Origin of the sequence: Sporosarcina sp. 179-K 3D1 HS (assembly GCF_047228905.1) — a bacterium.
GTDB lineage: Bacteria > Bacillota > Bacilli > Bacillales_A > Planococcaceae > Sporosarcina.
Genome location: NZ_JBFEGI010000002.1, coordinates 72,634 through 92,072 on the forward strand (window position 1 = coordinate 72,634; position 19,439 = coordinate 92,072).

At 46.8% G+C, this 19,439-nt stretch carries 18 protein-coding genes; 17 read left to right on the forward strand and 1 reads right to left on the reverse strand.

All coding sequences use genetic code 11. The features are described from left to right. Nucleotide 1 precedes the first annotated feature (1 nt). From AB1K83_RS03050 to AB1K83_RS03125, 16 genes are all read left to right on the forward strand, one after another. Nucleotides 2–778: an ABC transporter ATP-binding protein gene (locus AB1K83_RS03050; RefSeq protein WP_413056680.1), complete on the forward strand. Its 777-nt coding sequence runs from the start codon at nucleotides 2–4 to the stop codon at nucleotides 776–778. Then, nucleotides 762–1,469 carry an ABC transporter ATP-binding protein gene (locus AB1K83_RS03055; protein ID WP_413056681.1) on the forward strand — a complete coding sequence of 236 codons (708 nt, stop codon included), beginning with the start codon at nucleotides 762–764 and terminating at the stop codon, nucleotides 1,467–1,469. The genes AB1K83_RS03050 and AB1K83_RS03055 overlap by 17 nt, the downstream gene beginning before the upstream one ends. 42 nt (nucleotides 1,470–1,511) lie before the next feature. After that, nucleotides 1,512–2,747, forward strand: a complete 1,236-nt coding sequence (locus tag AB1K83_RS03060; RefSeq protein WP_413056682.1) for an ABC transporter substrate-binding protein — start codon at nucleotides 1,512–1,514, stop codon at nucleotides 2,745–2,747. A 208-nt stretch (nucleotides 2,748–2,955) separates the two neighbouring features. Next, nucleotides 2,956–3,990 carry an N-acetyl-gamma-glutamyl-phosphate reductase gene (argC, locus tag AB1K83_RS03065; protein WP_413056683.1) on the forward strand — a complete coding sequence of 345 codons (1,035 nt, stop codon included), beginning with the start codon at nucleotides 2,956–2,958 and terminating at the stop codon, nucleotides 3,988–3,990. A gap of 16 nt (nucleotides 3,991–4,006) precedes the next feature. Continuing rightward, nucleotides 4,007–5,233, forward strand: coding sequence for a bifunctional ornithine acetyltransferase/N-acetylglutamate synthase (gene argJ, locus AB1K83_RS03070; protein ID WP_413056684.1), 1,227 nt, complete (start codon nucleotides 4,007–4,009; stop codon nucleotides 5,231–5,233). Continuing rightward, nucleotides 5,196–5,975, forward strand: a complete 780-nt coding sequence (argB, locus tag AB1K83_RS03075; RefSeq protein ID WP_413056685.1) for an acetylglutamate kinase — start codon at nucleotides 5,196–5,198, stop codon at nucleotides 5,973–5,975. The genes argJ and argB overlap by 38 nt, the downstream gene beginning before the upstream one ends. After that, nucleotides 5,972–7,120, forward strand: coding sequence for an acetylornithine transaminase (locus tag AB1K83_RS03080; RefSeq protein ID WP_413056686.1), 1,149 nt, complete (start codon nucleotides 5,972–5,974; stop codon nucleotides 7,118–7,120). The genes argB and AB1K83_RS03080 overlap by 4 nt, the downstream gene beginning before the upstream one ends. A gap of 197 nt (nucleotides 7,121–7,317) precedes the next feature. Continuing rightward, nucleotides 7,318–8,538 carry an acyl-CoA dehydrogenase gene (locus tag AB1K83_RS03085; protein WP_413056687.1) on the forward strand — a complete coding sequence of 407 codons (1,221 nt, stop codon included), beginning with the start codon at nucleotides 7,318–7,320 and terminating at the stop codon, nucleotides 8,536–8,538. A 2-nt stretch (nucleotides 8,539–8,540) separates the two neighbouring features. Continuing rightward, nucleotides 8,541–9,314 carry an SDR family oxidoreductase gene (locus AB1K83_RS03090; protein WP_413056688.1) on the forward strand — a complete coding sequence of 258 codons (774 nt, stop codon included), beginning with the start codon at nucleotides 8,541–8,543 and terminating at the stop codon, nucleotides 9,312–9,314. A gap of 51 nt (nucleotides 9,315–9,365) precedes the next feature. After that, nucleotides 9,366–9,935: a TetR/AcrR family transcriptional regulator gene (locus tag AB1K83_RS03095; protein WP_413056689.1), complete on the forward strand. Its 570-nt coding sequence runs from the start codon at nucleotides 9,366–9,368 to the stop codon at nucleotides 9,933–9,935. Nucleotides 9,936–9,938: 3 nt separating this feature from the next. Beyond that, nucleotides 9,939–10,817, forward strand: coding sequence for a 3-hydroxyacyl-CoA dehydrogenase family protein (locus tag AB1K83_RS03100; RefSeq protein WP_413056690.1), 879 nt, complete (start codon nucleotides 9,939–9,941; stop codon nucleotides 10,815–10,817). A 14-nt stretch (nucleotides 10,818–10,831) separates the two neighbouring features. Beyond that, complete coding sequence (locus AB1K83_RS03105) at nucleotides 10,832–11,914, forward strand: phosphotransferase family protein (protein ID WP_413056691.1); 1,083 nt, start codon at nucleotides 10,832–10,834, stop codon at nucleotides 11,912–11,914. Beyond that, nucleotides 11,911–12,699 (forward strand): 2-phosphosulfolactate phosphatase, encoded by a 789-nt coding sequence (locus AB1K83_RS03110; RefSeq protein ID WP_413056692.1) that lies wholly within the window; start codon nucleotides 11,911–11,913, stop codon nucleotides 12,697–12,699. Before AB1K83_RS03105 ends, AB1K83_RS03110 begins: the two co-directional genes overlap by 4 nt. Nucleotide 12,700: 1 nt before the next feature. Next, nucleotides 12,701–13,675, forward strand: coding sequence for a quinone oxidoreductase family protein (locus AB1K83_RS03115; RefSeq protein WP_413056693.1), 975 nt, complete (start codon nucleotides 12,701–12,703; stop codon nucleotides 13,673–13,675). Between the two features lie 165 nt (nucleotides 13,676–13,840). Next, complete coding sequence (locus AB1K83_RS03120) at nucleotides 13,841–14,758, forward strand: stalk domain-containing protein (RefSeq protein WP_413056694.1); 918 nt, start codon at nucleotides 13,841–13,843, stop codon at nucleotides 14,756–14,758. 649 nt (nucleotides 14,759–15,407) lie between these two features. Continuing rightward, nucleotides 15,408–16,952: an S-layer homology domain-containing protein gene (locus AB1K83_RS03125; RefSeq protein WP_413056695.1), complete on the forward strand. Its 1,545-nt coding sequence runs from the start codon at nucleotides 15,408–15,410 to the stop codon at nucleotides 16,950–16,952. A 40-nt stretch (nucleotides 16,953–16,992) separates the two neighbouring features. On the opposite strand, the gene AB1K83_RS03130 is transcribed toward AB1K83_RS03125, so the two are convergent. Continuing rightward, entirely contained in the window at nucleotides 16,993–18,207 is a 1,215-nt protein-coding gene (locus tag AB1K83_RS03130; protein WP_413056696.1) for an iron-containing alcohol dehydrogenase family protein, read from the reverse strand. Between the two features lie 468 nt (nucleotides 18,208–18,675). Between AB1K83_RS03130 and AB1K83_RS03135 the strand changes: the two genes are divergently transcribed. Continuing rightward, the gene (locus AB1K83_RS03135; RefSeq protein WP_413056697.1) at nucleotides 18,676–19,383 is read left to right on the forward strand and encodes a phosphoadenylyl-sulfate reductase; all 708 of its coding nucleotides are present in this window, start codon (nucleotides 18,676–18,678) and stop codon (nucleotides 19,381–19,383) included. The last annotated feature ends 56 nt before the right edge of the window (nucleotides 19,384–19,439 follow it).

Consider the following 19,439-nt stretch of genomic DNA (forward strand, 5'->3'; position numbering starts at 1 on the left):
CGTGGCACTTATTCAACTGCAAGGGTTAACGAAACAATTTGGAGGATTGACCGCGGTCAATGACGTGGATTTTGAAATAGAAAAGGGGAAAATCACCGCCATCATCGGACCAAACGGGGCGGGGAAGTCCACCTTCTTTAATCTCATTAGCGGATTCCATAAACCGACCTCCGGAACAATCCTATTTGAAGGGAAGGATATTACAAAGACACCTGCGCATATCGGGGCAAGGCTCGGCATTGCACGTACTTTCCAGAGCACCAATCTATTTGAACAGGCTTCTGTTATCGATAACGTCATTGTCGGTCATCGATTACGTACTCAATCGAAATTGTTCGATGCGATTTTCCGCACGAAGAGGGAAAAGCGGGAGGAGAAGGAAGCGTACGACCGGGCGATGGAGGTATTGGATTTTGTCGGACTTGTTGATTTGGCCAATCTGAAGGTCAGCATCATTTCCCAGGAAGCGAAAAAACGGGTGGCCATTGCCCTGGCGTTGGCAACGGATCCGAAAGTGGTTTTTCTTGACGAACCCGCCGCAGGGATCAATCCGGAAGAAACGGACGGTCTAGCTGTATTAATGAAGAAAATAGCTCAAAGTGGCATTACCGTCTGCACGATTGAACATAAGATGCAAATGATCATGGGACTTGCGGATCGCATTATGGTCCTGAATTATGGGGCGAAAATTGCGGAGGGAACGCCGGATGAGATCAAGAATAACCCGACTGTTATCGAAGCGTATTTAGGAGGGGAGACAGTTGCTGAAACTTACTGACGTTACCGTGAAGTTCGGCCTCTTTGAAGCGTTAAGCCATATTAACCTGGAAGTCGGGGAAGGGGAACTTGTAGTTCTGCTCGGAGCCAATGGCGCAGGGAAAAGCACTATTTTCAATACGATTAGTGGATTGAATCGGCCCAGTAAGGGGGACATCCGTTTTTTTGGAAACAGTGTACGCGGCCATTCCCCGGATAAAATGGTGAAAGCGGGAGTGGTGCAATGTGCAGAAGGGAAAAAGTTGTTTTCCGACATGTCCGTTGAAGAGAACCTGATGATGGGAGGATTCGTCCATCGTGGCAAAAGGCAACAATTAAAGCAATCGTTGACGGAAGTGTATGACTTGTTCCCGATTTTAAAAGACAAGCGGGAGGATCCTGCGGGTTCTTTAAGCGGAGGCCAGCAACAGATGGTGGCCATTGGAAGAGCTTTAATGGCCAAGCCGAAACTGATTATGATGGACGAGCCTTCCATGGGGCTTGCTCCGCTTATTGTAGAGCAGATGTTTTCCATCATCCAAGAAATTAACAAAAGTGGCACAACCGTGTTATTGGCCGAACAAAACGCCAATGCCGCACTGAAAATTGCGGATCGCGGCTACGTGGTCGAAAACGGGGTCATTGTCCTTCAGGGCAAAAGCGAGGAATTATTCAATGATGATGCAATCCGCAAAGCTTATATTGGAGCCTAGCAAAGTAGAGATGGAATAAAACTTATAAAAGGGGAGATTAGGATGAAAATATTCAAACTGTTCGGGCTTTTCTTTTTACTTCTACTGTTTATGCTAGCTGGGTGCAATGAAGGCGGGGATTCTGCTGCGACCACCTCCGACAACACGGGCGATGCCGTTGATTCCGCTGATACGGCGAGCGCAGAAGAGACAAAAGAGGCGAAAGAGCTGACAATCGGGTTCAGTGGCCCGTTAAGTGGTCCAGCTGCCTTTTATGGAACCGAAACATTGAATGGACTGACGATGGCTGTGGACGATATTAATGAAAGTGGCGGTTTGGAAGTGGATGGTCAAACGTATACGTTGAAACTGGCCACATTAGATGATAAATATTCGCCGAATGAAACAGCAGCAAATGCGAAACGGCTAGTCCAGGAACAGAAAGCAAAATTCATTTACAGTCCACATAGTGGCGGAGTTTATGCAATGCAGGTATTCAATGAACAAGAAGATTTCATCATTATGGGCTATACGAGTGAACCTGGTGTGACGGAGCAAGGAAATACGTTAAATGTCCGCATTCCACCGAGATACGATAATTATTTGGAGCCGTTTACAAATTATCAGATGGAGCGCTTCGGAAAACGGATTGCATTTCTTCCGACCGCCAGTCAGTACGGTAAGGATTGGGCAGAAGCTCTACGTCCTGTCTGGGAAGCGCATGGGGGTGAAGTGGTCTTTGACGAATCGATCGACTTCAGTAAAGATACGGATTTCCAAACAATCATGTCAAATGCTCTAAATGCCAAGCCGGATGTTCTATTCATTGGTGGCCCATCTGAACCGACTGCTCTTGTCCTCAAACAAGCACGCGATCTGGGCTTTGAAGGCGGGTTCTTAGTGATGGACCAAGCAAAAGTCGATCAAATGGCTGCCGTATTGGGTGGAGGATACGATCTCCTGGAAGGAGTCAGCTCCACGGTTCCGCTAATAAATTCGAACTTCCCTGGTACTGCCGAATTTATTGAGAAGTATAAACAGAAATATGATAAGAATCCTGGGGCGGAAGCCGGATTCCACTATGTTTCTTTATATGTGTTAACAGAAGCGATGAAAGAGGCAGGCACAGTCGATGATACGAAAAAAATCATGGCTTCATTGGATCAAGGCGCTAAAAACGTTCCAGAAGAAAAGCAAGTGTATGTTATTCCTGGCGTTGATGAGAAAGGTGGCTTTGAACCGGCACTTCGGATTGCATTTATCGATGATGGTCAGCTGACTATTTTCGAGCAGGATTAATATGATGGAAAAGGAGCTGAAGAGGCCATTAGCGGCCTCTTTAGCTTTTTTCGATGTATCGGTTATACATAAATGGTTAAAGAATTTTCCTTCCAAAATTCTATGAAAACGGATACAATGATGAAATACATGAAATTCATAAAAATACTATTGACTTTATATTTATACATTACTATACTAATCCTAACATGTAGTTGAGGTGATTGGCATGAAGGTTGGAATAATTGGAGCTTCAGGCTATGGGGGTCTTGAATTAATTCGATTTCTTCATAACCACCCTGAAGTTGAACAAATTACTTTATTCACATCGTCTGAAGAAGGGACGATTTTTTCACAAAAATATTCACATTTACTGAATATCCTCGATCAGCCGTTACAGCGGATTGAGAATGATAGATTGGAACAATTTGATGTCGTGTTTTCTAGTGCACCCGCAGGAGTTGCGAGCCAATTGCTACCGCCCCTAGTAGGAAAAGGGCCGAAACTGATAGACCTGTCGGGAGATTTCCGGCTAAAAGATTTGGCGCTTTACGAGGAATGGTATAAAAAAGAACCGGCTCCGGCATCTGCAGTCGCAGAAAGTGTATACGGGCTGACGGAGTGGAATAAAGCAGCGATTGCGAAAGCGCAGCTCATTGCCAATCCAGGTTGCTACCCGACAGCGGTTCTGCTGTCGCTCTTGCCTTTATTGAAAGAGAACTTGATCGACCCGTCACAGCTGATCATTGATGCGAAGAGCGGTGTTTCAGGGGCGGGCAATCAACCGAACCAAATGACTCATTTCAGCGAAACGAATGAGAATACGGCCATTTATAAATTAAATCAACATCAGCATATACCTGAAATCGAGCAGGCGTTTTCTCTATTTGCACAGGATGCGCCGCCGATTACATTCAGCACTCATCTTGTGCCGATGACACGGGGCATTCTCGCGACAAGTTATGCAACGGTCGCGGAAGGTATGACAGAAGAAGACCTAGTCAACTGTCTAGAAGAGACTTATGCCGACAAGCCGTTCGTCCGGATCATCCGGGAAACGAATAAATTTGGTACAAATCAAGTGTACGGCTCGAATTATTGTGATATTCACGTAAAAGTCGACCCACGTACCAATCGTGCTACGATCGTTTCTGTAATTGACAACTTAGTAAAAGGAGCGGCGGGCCAAGCGATCCAGAACATGAATGTCCAATTCAATCTGGATGAAACGGCCGGTCTCGCCCATGTCCCGGCATTCATCTAAATTTGGGGGTAGTACGATGACAACGAAAACAGTTTCCATGAAACGAATCTCAGGGTATAACATCCTGTCACCAAAAGGATTTAAAGCGGATGGTATCCATTGCGGACTGAAACATAAGAAAAACGATTTAGGGTTACTCGTCAGCGAAGTGCCGGCCAATGTAGCGGGCGTATTTACGACAAATGCCATACAGGCGGCTCCTCTTCACGTAACGAAAGAAGCGATTGCCAAAGAAGGAAAGTTGCAGGCAATCATTATCAACTCCGGCAATGCCAATGCATGTACAGGAAAGCAAGGCTTGGAAGATGCGTATGCCATGCAGGAGTTGACGGCAGAAAAACTCGGCATCGATCCCCACTTGGTAGGGGTTGCTTCCACCGGAGTCATCGGTGAAAAGATGAACATGGTTCCAGTCATCAAAGGAATCAAGAACATCTCGCCTTCCTATGGATTGGAAGGGTCGATTCAGTTCTCGCAAGCCTTGTTGACGACGGACACGGTGACGAAAAACACGGCATACACCACGGTCATCGACGGCAAAGAAATCACCATTGCCGGAACGGCAAAAGGTTCGGGAATGATTGAACCGAATATGGCGACGATGCTTGGTTTCATTACCACAGACGCGAAAGTGGAAACTCCTCACCTGCAGACGGCGCTGAAAACGGTAACGGATTTGACATTCAATGCAATTACAGTGGATGGTGACACTTCCACAAATGACACGGTCCTCCTATTGGCAAACGGCCTGGCAGAAAATGAAACCTTGACACCGGAGCATCCGGAGTGGGGGAAATTCATCCAAACCTTGCATGCGGTCGCACAAGACTTGGCGAAGATGATCGCAAAAGATGGCGAAGGAGCGACGAAGCTGATTGAAACCGAAGTCATTGGAGCGGTTTCAGATGAAGAAGCAAGAAAGATCGCTAAAACGGTAGTAGGTTCGCCGCTCGTGAAAACAGCGGTCTTTGGATGCGATGCGAACTGGGGAAGAATCATCGCAGCGGTCGGTTATAGCGGCGCAACCGTCGATCCGAACGCAATCAGCATTCAAATCGGTGACACGACGGTCGTTGAGAGTGGGGAGCCGGTCAGTTTCTCGGAAGAGCATTTGCGTGAATACTTGAAACAGCCGGAAGTGAAAATTGTCGTCCAGCTCCACCAGGGAGAAGGGCAAGGATTGGCATGGGGGTGCGACTTGACATATGACTACGTCCAAATCAACGCCACATACAGAACGTAAGCGGGTTGTCATTAAACTAGGCGGTAGCATGCTGGAAGGGTTGAGCAAACAATTCTTCGTCCAGCTGAAGCAATTGATGGCGGACGGGGTTGCGCCAATCATCGTGCATGGCGGCGGCCCGGCTATCAATCAAGAGCTTGCAAAGAGTGGTGTTACATCGACAGCGGTGAACGGCATCCGCGTGACGTCCGATGAGGCGATCGGCATCGTCCAATCGACGTTGATCGGGAAAGTGAATCCTGCATTGGTCCAACAACTGAACAGCGAAGGAATCGACGCCATCGGCTTGAGTGGCTTCGATGGGCAACTGATTACTTGCAGCTTTTTAGATGAAGAGGTCTATGGGAATGTTGGGGAAATCGAAAACATCCGGACAGAAGTATTGGAGAAGGTGACAAATGCTGGATACATGCCAGTGTTGTCCTGTATCGGGGTTTCTGAAGATGGTAAGCCTCTAAATATTAACGGAGATACCGTCGCCAGCCGGATTGCGCTTGCAGTAGAGGCGGATAGCCTGCTGCTCGTGACGGATACACCCGGAATCCGGATCCAGGATGAAGTGCAACAAACCGTTTCGCCTTCCTCCATCTCTCAATGGGTTGAGTCGGGGGACATTTATGGCGGCATGGTTCCGAAAGTGGAAGCGGCCCTCGCTTGTTTGACGGCGGGCATTCCTTCCGTTAAAATAGTCGACCAGCATTTAAGTGGGACAGATATACGCAGTGAGGGGGTTACGGCATGAGTGCTTTATTCAATAACTATGCACGGCGTCCGGTCCATCTAGTGAAAGGACAGGGGACCATCGTAGTGGACGACCAAGGAAAAGAATACTTGGACTTTACAAGCGGTATTGCGGTCGTCAGTCTCGGCCATGCACATCCGGCCATCGTGGAAGCTGTGCAAAAGCAAAGCGAAAAACTATGGCATACATCGAATTTATTCGCTAGTCCGGAACAGGAAAAACTGGCGGCATCTCTTGTAAAAGATACGCATTTCGGCCATGCCTTCTTCTGTAACAGCGGAGCCGAGGCGAACGAAGCAGCAATTAAAATCGCTCGTAAACATACACAAAAACATACAATCATCACATTCGAACAATCTTTTCACGGAAGGACCTTCGCAACGATGTCGGCCACTGGGCAGAAAAAGGTCCAAGAAGGGTTTGGTCCGCTGCTCGAGAAATTCAAGACAATCCCTTACAATGACATCGATGCGTTGCAAGCCGCTATCGATGGCGATGTGGCGGCTATCATGCTGGAGGTCATCCAAGGGGAAGGCGGCATCAACCCGGTCAACCCCGAATTTGCGCAAGTCATTTCGGATATTTGCAAGGAAAAAGGAATTCTCCTTATTGTGGATGAAGTGCAGACTGGAATCGGCCGGACTGGCACACGCTATGCGTATGAGCAAACCGTTCTGAAACCGGATATCATGTCGCTCGCCAAAGGATTGGGCGGCGGATTCCCGATTGGGGCTATGCTCGGAACACCCGCTTTGTTCGACGCTTTCGGGCCCGGCTCGCATGCGACGACATTCGGCGGCAATCCGCTCGGTGTGGCAGTTGCCCAGACGGTAATTGACCATGTTTTCCAAGAAAATTTCTTGAAGCAAGTGAATGAGCTTTCTACCTACTGTATTGAAAAATTGAAATCCGTTTTACCGGATAACCAATTCACAGTGCGGGGTTCCGGCCTTCTGATCGGCATAGCTTGCCAAGAAGAAGTCGGTCCATATATTGCGAAAGCGGAAGAAGCCGGCCTATTGGTCGTTCAGGCGGGTCCAAATGTAATCCGTCTCCTGCCGCCGCTCACCGTAACAAAAGAAGAAATTGACAAAGCCGTGGAGTTGTTGACGTCTGTCCTTGGAATCCCGGTAACTCAAAAATAAGGCAACGGTTTGAATTAAGGCGTTCAGTGAAGCGCTATTCAAAAAATGGCCTACATCTATTAAAAGACTCGCTATTTTCAGCGGGTCTTTTAATTTTTTCCCTTTCATACTTGATTATAAATAGATTTAGAGTTACTATAATATTCAGAAACATACTAACTGGTTAGAATAGAGAGCTGGAAAGGTGGAGAAGGATAGTGGATTTTTCATATTCAACCAAGACAGTTGCTTTGCAGAAGAAGCTGACTGCATTCATGGAGGAGCATGTGTATCCGAATGAAAAGACGTATGAGCAACAAGTGGAATCGATGGCAGACCGGTGGGCGGATGTGCCGCCGATTATTGAAGAGTTGAAAAAGAAAGCAAGGGAAGCAGGACTGTGGAATTTATTCTTGCCTGAAAGTGACTATGGGGCAGGGCTTACCAATTTGGAATATGCGCCCCTCTGTGAAATTATGGGACGTTCACCAATCGGACCGGAAGTGTTCAATTGCAATGCACCCGACACGGGGAATATGGAAGTGCTTGTCAGGTATGGCACGGAAACGCAAAAAAAGCAATGGCTGGAACCGCTTCTGGAAGGGGAAATCAGATCATGCTTTGCCATGACAGAGCCCGATGTAGCTTCTAGCGATGCAACCAATATACAAGCAAGCATCGTGCGTGACGGGGATGAATATGTATTGAATGGACGAAAGTGGTGGACTTCCGGTGCAGGAGATCCACGTTGCAAGATTGCCATATTTATGGGAAAAACGAATCCGGATGGTCCGCTTTACGAACAACAGTCCATGATTCTCGTACCTCTGGATACGCCGGGTGTGAAAATCGAACGGATGCTATCGGTGTTCGGCTATGATCATGCCCCTCATGGACACGGGGAATTGACCTTCGATAACGTTCGTGTGCCCGTTGAAAATATGATCTGGGGGGAAGGGAAAGGTTTCGCAATCGCACAAGGCCGTCTGGGTCCGGGGCGTATCCATCACTGCATGCGGCTGATCGGCGCGGCAGAACGCGCCTTACAAGAAATGTGTATCCGTGTGCAGCAACGTACTACGTTCGGAAAATTGCTTTCCGATCAAGGAGTTGTAAGGGAATGGATAGCCGAGTCCAGGATTGATATCGAACAAGCCCGTCTCCTAACGCTGAAGGCCGCATACATGATGGATACCGTTGGCAACAAAGAAGCGAAAACGGAAATTGCGATGATTAAAGTCGTGGCACCATCCATGGCGTTGCGCGTTATCGATCGCGCCATCCAAGCATTCGGTGGGGCTGGGGTGAATGGTTCATTGGCAGCTCAATGGGCATCTGCAAGGACGTTACGGTTAGCGGATGGACCGGATGAAGTACATCGGAACCAAATTGCCAGATTGGAACTGAAGAAATACGGAACAGAAGGAAAGGGGAGATAATCGTGACCGTCTTGGATTACTTTACATTGGAAGGGAAAACGGCCATTGTCACGGGTGGCGGTAGGGGGCTTGGTGCACAAATTGCGGAAGGTTTTGCCGAAGCAGGAGCCAATGTCGTCATCTGTTCACGGAAAGTCGAGGCATGCGAGGAAATGAGTGACAAGCTGAAGGAGTTGGGCGTCGATTCCATCGCGCTTTCTTGCGACGTCACCAATCCGGATGATGTGAAGGACGTCGTAAACCGGACTCTTGAACGTTTTGGCACGATTGATATTCTTGTCAATAATAGTGGTGCGTCTTGGGGGGCATCTGTCGTGGATATGCCGCTAGAAGCTTGGCGAAAAGTGATGGAGGTCAATGTGACCGGAACGTTTCTTATGAGCCAGGAAATCGGCAAGGTAATGATCGAAAAAGGTGGCGGGAAAATTATCAATATCGCTTCCGTGGCGGGACTAGGTGGGACGGACCCCCGCTATATGGATACGATTGGATACAACACAAGTAAAGGGGCAGTGATCACCTTTACAAAAGATTTGGCTGTGAAATGGGGGCAGCACAACATCAATGTGAATGCAATCGCTCCAGGCTTTTTCCCGACGAAGATGTCGAGTGCACTTATTGAACACGGGTATGACCGGATATTGGAGCAGACGCCCTTGAAGCGGCTCGGGACGAATGAGGATTTGAAAGGGGTAGCTTTATTCCTCGCATCGAAAGCTTCCGATTTTGTTACAGGCGATGTACTGATCGTCGATGGCGGAACGCATGCAATGTAGGGAAACATGCTCATCATACAGTTTTAACAGCGAGAAGGACGTGGCTTTGCAATGAAAGAAGACATTACGAAACATAGCATTCAGCTTTTTGAACAAAAAGGATTCAGTGAAACATCCGTTCAGGACATAGTGGACTCGGTTGGCGTGACGAAGGGGACATTCTATTACTATTTTAAAAGTAAAGAAACTTTATTGATGGATATACATTTGCAGTACATCAATAATTTATTGAGTAGACAACAAGAGGTCATCGAAAAAGAAGACACGTATCGAGGCAAGCTGATAAAAAACGTTGAGCTGCTGATTGGAGATATTGAGACACATGGTCCGAGTGGGCGTGTATTCTTCCGGGAAATTCGACACTTGTCCCCCGAAAATATCGAAGAAATACTAGTGAAACGGGATGAGTTCCGGCTTGCGATTGAAGAAATCTTACAAGAAGGAGTCCAATCCGGAGAATTCAGAGAAAATTTGAACCCGAAAATGATCAGCTTTGCTGTATTGGGTGTCACAAACTGGAGTTATCAATGGTTTAACCCTGCCGGAGATGTATCGGCAAATCAATTGGCCAGCATGTTTTCTGATTTCATATTACATGGAATTCAATCAGAAGGAGACTGAGTGATGGGGAACGGGATCAAACAAATTGTCGTAGTCGGAGCCGGGCAGATGGGGCATCAAATTGCCATGTTGTGTGCATTGGGCGGATATCGGACGGTCTTGCAAGATGTAAATGGAGAAGCCCTTCGGAAAGCGGAGGCGAATCTGGGTGAGCGAATGAGTGATTGGGTGAAGAAAGGGAAACTGTCAGACTCGGACAAGGAGACCGCTTTTGCGCTTCTTTCGTATACAGACAGTCTTGAAGAAGCAGTCCGAGATGCCGATCTGGTTATTGAAGCGATTGTCGAACAACTGGACGTCAAGCGTGATCTGTTTCGGGAACTGGACCGGTTGACACCAGCCCGTGCCATATTGGCCACCAATAGCTCCACAATGGTCAACTCACTGCTTGCGGAAGTGACCGGGCGACCTGAAAAAGTATGCAATATGCACTTCTTCTTCCCGCCCCTTGTCATGGAGTGCGTCGAAATCGTTATGAGTGACCAAACATCCGAAGAAACAGCGGCCGCAGCAATGGCTGTATGTGAGCGGATCGGCCGCAAAGGCATCTTGCTGCGGAAAGAGATTTCCGGATTTGTCGCAAACCGTATTTTAGGTGCGATTCAGCGGGAAGCGATCCATCTGTACGAAGAAGGCATAGCCGATTTCAAAGATATTGATGTAATCGTGAAAAAATCTCTTGGCCATCTGCTGGGACCGTTTGAACTGATTGATTTGTCCGGTGCAGATGTCGTTTATTCAGCAATGCAGCATCTATTTTCCGAAACAGGCAATCTTCGGGATAAACCACCTGCTTGTATCTTAGAGAAAGTGAGAACCGGTGAACTTGGCAGGAAAACGGGTGTCGGTTTTTATGAGTACAGAAAAGAGGAAGTTTTGTAAAAAGAAGTTTGAAAATGAAAGAGGTGTTAGAAATGGAGAAGACGCTCGAAGATACGATTCCAATCCGGAAAGGAGAAGAATTGGATGTAGGGAATCTGACACAATTTTTACGGACCCACATCGAAGGGCTTCCTGAAGGAGAGTTGTATATCCGTCAATTTGGTGCCGGGCATTCCAATTTGACCTACGCTCTTGCCATCGGAAGCTGGGAGGCCGTGCTGCGGAGGCCGCCGCTTGGACCAGTCGCACCGAAAGCCCATGATATGGAACGGGAATTCACAGTGCTGTCCGCTATTCATCCCGTTTTCGGAACAGCACCGAAACCGCTTGTCTTTTCGGATGATGAATCGATTATAGGCAGCCCGTTTTTCATTATGGAAAGAAGACATGGAATTGTTCTCGATACGGAGTTTCCGGAAGGGACGGAAGGAACGGAGCAATTGGGTCAACGGATTTCAGAAGTGATGGTCGATACGCTAGTCGAGCTGCATGAAATTGATTATACCCAAACAGGTCTGAAGAACATGGTGAAGCCCGATGGATTTTTGGAAAGGCAAGTGCATGGGTGGATTGGCCGTTATGAAAAAGCGAAGACATCCGAAATTTCAGAAGTGCATCAGTTGACGACATGGCTTCAAAACAATATTCCACAGTCTTTGGAACCGACAGTAATCCATTATGATTACAAGCTGAATAATGCGATGTTTTCTAATGATTATTCGAGGATGACAGGTTTGTTCGACTGGGAGATGACAACGGTAGGCGACCCGTTGACAGATGTCGGGGCAGCGATGAGCTACTGGGTGCAGGCAGATGATCCTGATGTGCTTCTTCATGCGTTAGGAAAGCCACCGCTTACTGCTCATAAAGGATTTTATACACGAGATGAATTCATCGCACGGTATGCGGAAAAAAGCGGCCGCGATATGACGAACATCCACTATTACATCACATTCGCCTATTTTAAGCTGGCTGTCATATGCCAGCAGATCTTTTATCGCTACAAGAAGGGACAGACCCAAGATCCCCGTTTTGCTCGAATGGAGCAGTCCGTCCACAATCTTGTGAAACATGCGTTAGCCGGGACGAAGAAATGAGAAGAGCGATTCGAGTGGAAAGCACACCAAAACTGCATGTTGTTCTGACAAAAGAAGAAGTCGATAGCGACCAGGTAGGTAGCGGTAAAGTGGCGGTCGTCTTTGATGTCCTGCTCGCTACTACGACCATTTCTGCTTTGCTCGAATACGGAGCAAAAGAAATTATACCCGTATTAGATGGAGCAGCGGCGTTGCATACGCTGGAAGAACTTCAAGATTCATCCGCAATTGTAACAGGAGAAGTCGGGGGAAGAACGATTCAAGGATTCTTTGATCCGCTCCCTACCCGGCTCAAAGAGGAAGTAAAGGGAAAAACGGTTGTTTTATCGACGACAAACGGAACCGTTGCCATTTTGAAAGCTTCCACGGCAGAACGAGTCTATGCCGGTTCGTTGGTGAACGCATCCGCCATGGCGGATAGGATAGCAACTGATCATGGGTCGGATACTATACTGGCGGTTTGTGCCGGTTCGGGCGGCCGTTTCAGTTTGGAGGATTTTTATGGAGCCGGTTGTTTCATTCATGAACTGCTGGACAGGAAAGAAGTGTGGGAGCTGACGGATTCTGCAAAAGCAGCGCTCTATTTCTATCGGGGGAATGCTGAACAAGCGATCGAGCTATTAAGCGAGTCAACTACCGGCGAGATGATGAGGGAGATGGGGTTGATGGAAGACGTACAATTTGCAGCTCGAAAAAACAGCATATCCGTCGTGCCTCAATTAGAAAAAGGAAGGATGATGGTGAAGCCACCGTCATCTGCACACATTGTAAATGGAGGGATTTAAAATGAAAGCCATTCAAATGGAGCAATATGGGAGTCCGGATGTACTGAAATTGGTAACAGTTGAGAAACCGCAAATCGGTGAGAGGGATGTACTCATCAGGGTAAAAGCAATCGGAGTCAACTATGCAGATGCTGCGCGGCGGGAAGGGAAGTATGTCATTCCTACGGAGTTGCCGTTCATTCCCGGAGCCGAAATTGCGGGAGAGATTGTCGAGGTCGGCGAAAAAGTGCAACGCTTTAATCCGGGAATGCGCGTGGTTTCACTCATTGAATCGCAAGGATACGCCGAGTATGCAGTAGCGCCTGAAGCGGGTTTGGCACTCGTCCCGGATAATGTGGACTTTACCGACGCGGTGGCACTTCCATTGCAAGGCCAAACTGCGTACCATGTGTTGAAGACGATGGGACGTCTTGAAAAGGGCGAGACGGTGTTGGTACATGCAGCTGCGGGAGGTGTTGGGACACTTGCTGTACAGCTGGCGAAAATCTTTGGTGCGGGAAAAATCATCGCCACTGCCAGTACGGATGAAAAGCTGGCGCTTGCCAAGGAGCTTGGAGCAGATGAGCTGGTGAATTATACGGAACCCGGTTGGGAAGAAAAAGTTAGTGAACTGACAGGAGGAAAAGGTGTCGATGTGGCACTCGAAATGGTGGGAGGCGAATTTTTTCAGAAAACACTCCGTTGTCTTGCGCCGTTCGGACGCCTCGTCATTTTCGGAGCTGCCAGCGGTGACCAATCACAATTTTACCCTGGCCAATTAATGAAACGTAACCAATCCGTCATCGGTTTTTTCCTACCTCAGATCATGAGAAAACCCGCTTTATATCAAAGCAGCTTTGAGGAATTACTAGGGTATATTGGAGATGGACGGCTGAAGCTGATCATCGGAGGTGTCTATCAATTGGAAGAAGCGGCTGAAGTCCATCGGATGCTGCAAGGAAGACAAACCATTGGAAAGCAGATATTGGTTCCTTAATTGGATAGCGGGGATAACCAACTAGTGGAGCATTTAACTGGACTTTGTTCCAGTTTTTTTGTGATTTCATTTTAATTTTAATAAAAAATATTGGTAAGATTATCCGTAACTTTTTATCGACCGCCCCGTCAAATGGAATGACAACGTATTAAAGGAGAGGACAACATGAAAAAAATGGGCACGATTGCGATGGCAGCTTTATTGACAGGCAGCTTGATGGGAGGGTACTCCGCCATGGCGCAAGAGGAATTGGTACAAGCCGTCCAAGAGCAACAGGAGGACACGACAAATTATATCCAGTATGCCGGAGTCATTACGGACATAGAAAAAGATGGCAGTGAGATCCGGGCGACAGTGGAAAACGAAGAGGGCATGATTACGATTTTCCGTGTCCACGACGATTCTTTAGTGTTCAATAGTGGCACAACGAAGCCACTGACAAAAGCGGAATTGGCGGTAGGGGATGCCGTGGAAGGGTATTATGACAAGAATAAACCGATGATCTTGATCTACCCGGCGACCGTGACGCCTGAAATTTTGATTGTGAAAGATGAAAAGATTTTCGGCGAGGTGAAGATAGGCAAGTTTGACAAAGACCTTCTCAGCCTGGATGGCGAGTTGAAATTGAACATCGGCGAGAAAACTGAATTAGTCAATCAAAAAAGGAATGCTATTAAGGAAGAGGATCTTCACGGCAAGAACCTGGAGCTTGTCGTCTTTTATGACGCTACCACTCGGAGCATCCCGCCTCAAACTACACCTAACAAAATCATGACGCTGAACTACGTCACAGACGAAATGTCAAAAGTCGAGGAACTGATCGCAAACGACCATTATATGAAAAACGGAGTGAAAATGATTCCGTTGCGGAAGGTCGCCGAGCAGCTTGGCTACCATGTCCAATCCCTACCGAAAGAGAATGGGGCATTGGTGACGAAACAAAATCTATCCTTCAAAATCATCCGGGGCGAAAAAACGTATGGATTCAACCGCAGTATTGCGAAATTCAAGCAAGCTCCTGAGTTGAAAGGTATGAAAACTTACGTATCAGAAGACTTTCTGGAACAATTGCTGCAAAACTGAATCATTGATGCGAGGCTAGGTGAAAGAGCATGAAACGATGGGAACGCCCAAGTATGGGGCGGATGTTTCATGCTCTTTTTTTGTGTAAAAGGCGTAGGCTTCTGGTGGATTGGAAGGGGGGCATGGTGGAATTTTCGGGTACTTGCAGTTCGGTAATGCCCTGACAGTTTCTCTGGGCCCTTACAGTATTGCCCCGCGCCCTGACAGTTTACAAGACTGTCCTTAGAGTTCGGTAAATTGCCCTGACGGTTCTCTGGGGCCCTTACAGTTTTCTCCCGTGCCATTTCGGCTCACAAGATTGCCCTTACAGTTCAGTAAATTGCCCTGACAGTTTCCCGTCGGGCCCTGGCAGTTCACTAGATTGCCCTCACAGTTCGATAAATTGCCCTGATAGTTCTCCGGGGCCCTGACAGTTTTCCTCCGCGCCCTTACAGTTCACAAGATTGTCCTTACGGTTTGGTGAATTGCCCTGACAGTATAAAAGATAGCCCTTACAGTTCCGTCATTAGCCCTGTCAGTTCAACACCTCGATAGTGGAAATTCTTCATTCTACCAAAATTATTAGCAAAAAGTACTATACATATCATGTCCTATCCTGTACTTTATAGAAAGATAGCATCATAGAAGAAATAATAAGGGAGATATAGGAATGAAAAAACTGTTATTCCCGATATTGGCGGTCATTTTAGCTTTCACTGCTTTTGTCCCGGTGTCGGCGGCTCCTCTTTTCAAGGATGTACCAGACGATTATGCGACGAAAACTGAGCTGAAATATCTTGTTGATCAAGGGATTATCGAGCATAATCCTGCTGAGGCATTCGGAGTCAATCAGGCGATCACTCGCCTGGAGGCTTCCGAAATGTTGGTACGTGCCTTGCGATTGGACACGAACCAGCGGCCTGACCCGAATATGAAAGATGTCCAAGTGGGGGACCGGGGATATGCCATAATTGCTACGATTGTCGACGAACGAATCATGGCAGGGAATACGGATGGCGAATTCCGTCCGAACGACAAGCTGACCCGTGCCCAAATGGCGTCCATTCTCGTCAAAGCATTCGACTTGAAAGGGACAACTGCTTATACGTTCCGCGATGTAAATCCAACCCATTGGGCATCCGAATCGATTAAAACGCTGTTTGCCAATCAAGTGACGACAGGGTATCCGGATAATACGTATAAGCCATCTGCTTCGATTACGCGCGGTCACTTCGCAACTTTCCTGGCGCGAATCTTGCACCCAGACTTCAAGCAGACGATCTCTTGCTATAAGCCGGACAATACGAAAAAGTATACGGTGAATGTGGCGGTGACGACACTCTGGAAAGAACCGAACAAAACTCGTAAGGTGGATAAGCCATCCATAACCGCGCCCGTCGATCTGGCCAAGTGGACAAAATCGATGTCCATCCCTCAAAAACAATGGCTTGTCGGAAAAATCGAGACGCAGGCACTCTATGGACAAGAAGTCTCCATTTTAAAAAGCAGCGGCGACTGGTTTTTGATTGCGGTGAAAGATCAATATTCACCAAAAAATAAAGAGGGTTATCCTGGTTGGGTGCCGAAATCCCATATTACCGAAACGTATCCTAACTACAAGGACTGCCAAATTGCTATGGTTAGTGCTCCGAAAGCAGGTCTGTACCATGATGCAGCCGGTACTTCGACTAAATTTATGGATATTAGCATTAACACCATTTTACCGGTGATTAAGGAAGAAGGCGCATGGCTCCACGTGCAAACTCCGGCAAATGGAGTAAAGTTCATCCGCAAGCAGGATGCTATGCTATTGAAAAATGAGGCGGCTATTGCCAAACCGACCCAAAAAGATATCGTCAATACGGCAAAACTTTTCACTGGTTTACCTTATCTATGGGCGGGAACGTCCGGTTTTGGATTGGACTGCTCTGGCTTCACGTACACCGTTTACCGGCAGCATGGCATCTCGATTCCACGGGATTCCACCGTCCAAGCGACGAATGGAACCGTAGTGGCGAAGAACAAAATGCAGCCCGGGGATTTGATGTTCTTTTCGCATAATAAAGGGAGAGGCAAAGTGCATCATGTGAGCATGTATATCGGGAATGGACAAATGATCCATTCACCGAACCCGAAGAAAAGTGTGGAAATCATCTCCATCAATACCGAGCCATATAAATCGGAATTTTCCGGTGCACGCAGATATTTAAAATAAAAAAACGGTCCGAACAGAATTTCTGTTTGGACCGCTTTTTTTATTGAATTATCGCTTTTTCCCTTACAAGTGCCGGAGGTAACACTTTTTTGTACAATGCAACAACATCTTCCTTCCTTACTTTTCGTGCGTTATATGGGATAATTCTTAAATCTTTCACGGCGTCATTTGCCAACCGTTCAATCATTTCATCTGTAAACAGTTTTCCCGTAAAGCTGAAGTCTTCCGGAATATTTAATGACCGATTGAATTGATCAATGATATTGGCCAGTTCCTCTGCAGCGGTTATATCATTTTCCAAAACTAAAGACGGGTTGAAAATCCGGGCAATGTCCGCGTATTTTTCATAATTCGCAATCACATTAAAGTCCAGCACATGAGGGAGCAACACGGCATTAGCTAGTCCATGTGGCACTTGATAGAGCGCGGACATCGGGTGCGAGCACAAATGGACGAGCCCAACTCCTGCAATACCGAAAGCGGCTCCCGCCAAAGTGCTCGCCAAATGGACTTGGGCTCTCGCTTCCAAGTTTTCCGGCTGGGCATAGCTTGCTGGTAGATGGTTTTTTATCATCTTGATTGCCTGCAGAGCCAAGCCGTCTGTGACCGGGTTGGAATTGATGGATGTATACGCTTCTATTGCGTGGACTAAGGCATCGATTCCAGTCGTTGAAACAATATGGGCCGGCAGTGATTTTGTCAGCTCCGGGTCGATTAAAGCAATTTTCGGAAGTAGCAAGGGGGAACCTAACACAAATTTTCTCCCGACTTCAGGATCTGTAATAACAGCGACAGCTGTCACTTCGGAGCCTGTCCCGACAGTGGTAGAAATGCAGATGAGAAAAGGAAGTTCATTGACAATCGGCTTTTTTCCGAGCTGGTACTCCAGCACATGCCCGGTATGCGCAGCGATGGCGCCAACCGCTTTCCCGAAATCCATCGCACTTCCTCCGCCAATCGCCAAAATCATGTCGCAGGATTGCTCTTTGTATAATTTCAAACCTTTCATTACGGTATCCGAGTGAGGGTTGGGTTCCACTTCAGAAAAAACGATGGAATCGATGCCATTTTCTTGTAAAACTGATTGAACGGTTTCAATAATACCTGCCTGAACAATCCCGGGATCTGTGGCAATGAATACGTTGGACTTTTGGAATTCCTTAATTTTACTCGATAAATTGTGTTTAACACTGTCTTTGCCGAAAATGATAGTGGTCGGCATCGCCAAGCTAAAACTTCTTTGACTTAAAATCATCCCGAAATTCCCCCTTGACCTTAAATTAATAGTATCTTCCCAACGATTTTATAAAGCCGGGTAACCAATTCTTAACCAATGTTAAAATTATACAACTATACTCATAATTCTGTCAATTATTATAATTGTAATCTAATGGAAGATCCATTTGAACAGATAAGGGCAGCATATCATATACATACGAGAAAGTGGGGTCGATTTAAATCGATGAAAGGGGCGGCTATTTTGGAGAATATCGGAAACTACAGCCCAGGGAAGTTTATCAATATTGTCATATTACTCGTCTTTCTCCTGATGCTCATTTTTGGTTCGAACAGTACGACAAATGAAAAAAGTGTTAAGGCTACAAGCTGAGCGGGCCGAGCAGTTATGCTTGGCTACATTAAAAACCTACTAATCAAATATGTATTGACTATTTTATATTGTTTGATACAATCAAAAGTAGAAATTGGAAAGAGAGGCGAGTGAATGCTTACATTTGAGTCGTGGGAAGAAAACAGTCAACCTTCTTTTCCTTCAGAATCAGAAACCAAGGGGGCCCTCGAAGTTTTGGAATGGGCATACCGGACGTATGAGGATCAATTGGTCTATGCCTGTAGCTTTGGCATTGAGGGGATTGTGCTGATTGAACTGATTTCTAGAATTAAACCTGATGCGCAAATTGTGTTTTTGGATACGGACTACCATTTCAAAGAGACATTGGAAACGATTGAAAAAGTGAAGAAACGTTATCCGTTTCTGCGAGTCCAAATGCAAAAGCCGGAGATTACGGTTGAAGAACAAGCTAAATTATATGGTGAAGATTTATTCAAGACGAATGCCAATAGATGTTGTGAACTTCGAAAGATCATTCCGCTTCAAAAAGCCATTGCTCCCTCCACTGCGTGGATATCGGGTCTTCGGCGGGAACAATCCGAAACTCGTAAAAGCACGGATTATTTGAATTTGGACAATCGCTTCCGCAAAGTGAAGGTTTGTCCGTTGATACATTGGACTTGGAAAGATGTTTGGCGTTTCGTTTCCAAGCATGAACTCGATTATAATGTGCTTCACGATCAAGGGTACCCGAGTATCGGATGTGCGCCGTGCACCAATCGTGCTTTCTCAGAGGAAGACTTGCGATCAGGACGTTGGAGCGGCTCTGGCAAAACCGAATGTGGGCTTCATACTAGTTAATTTTTTTACTATTATACCAAGTATTTTTATATGTATTATAAACATAATTGGAGGAT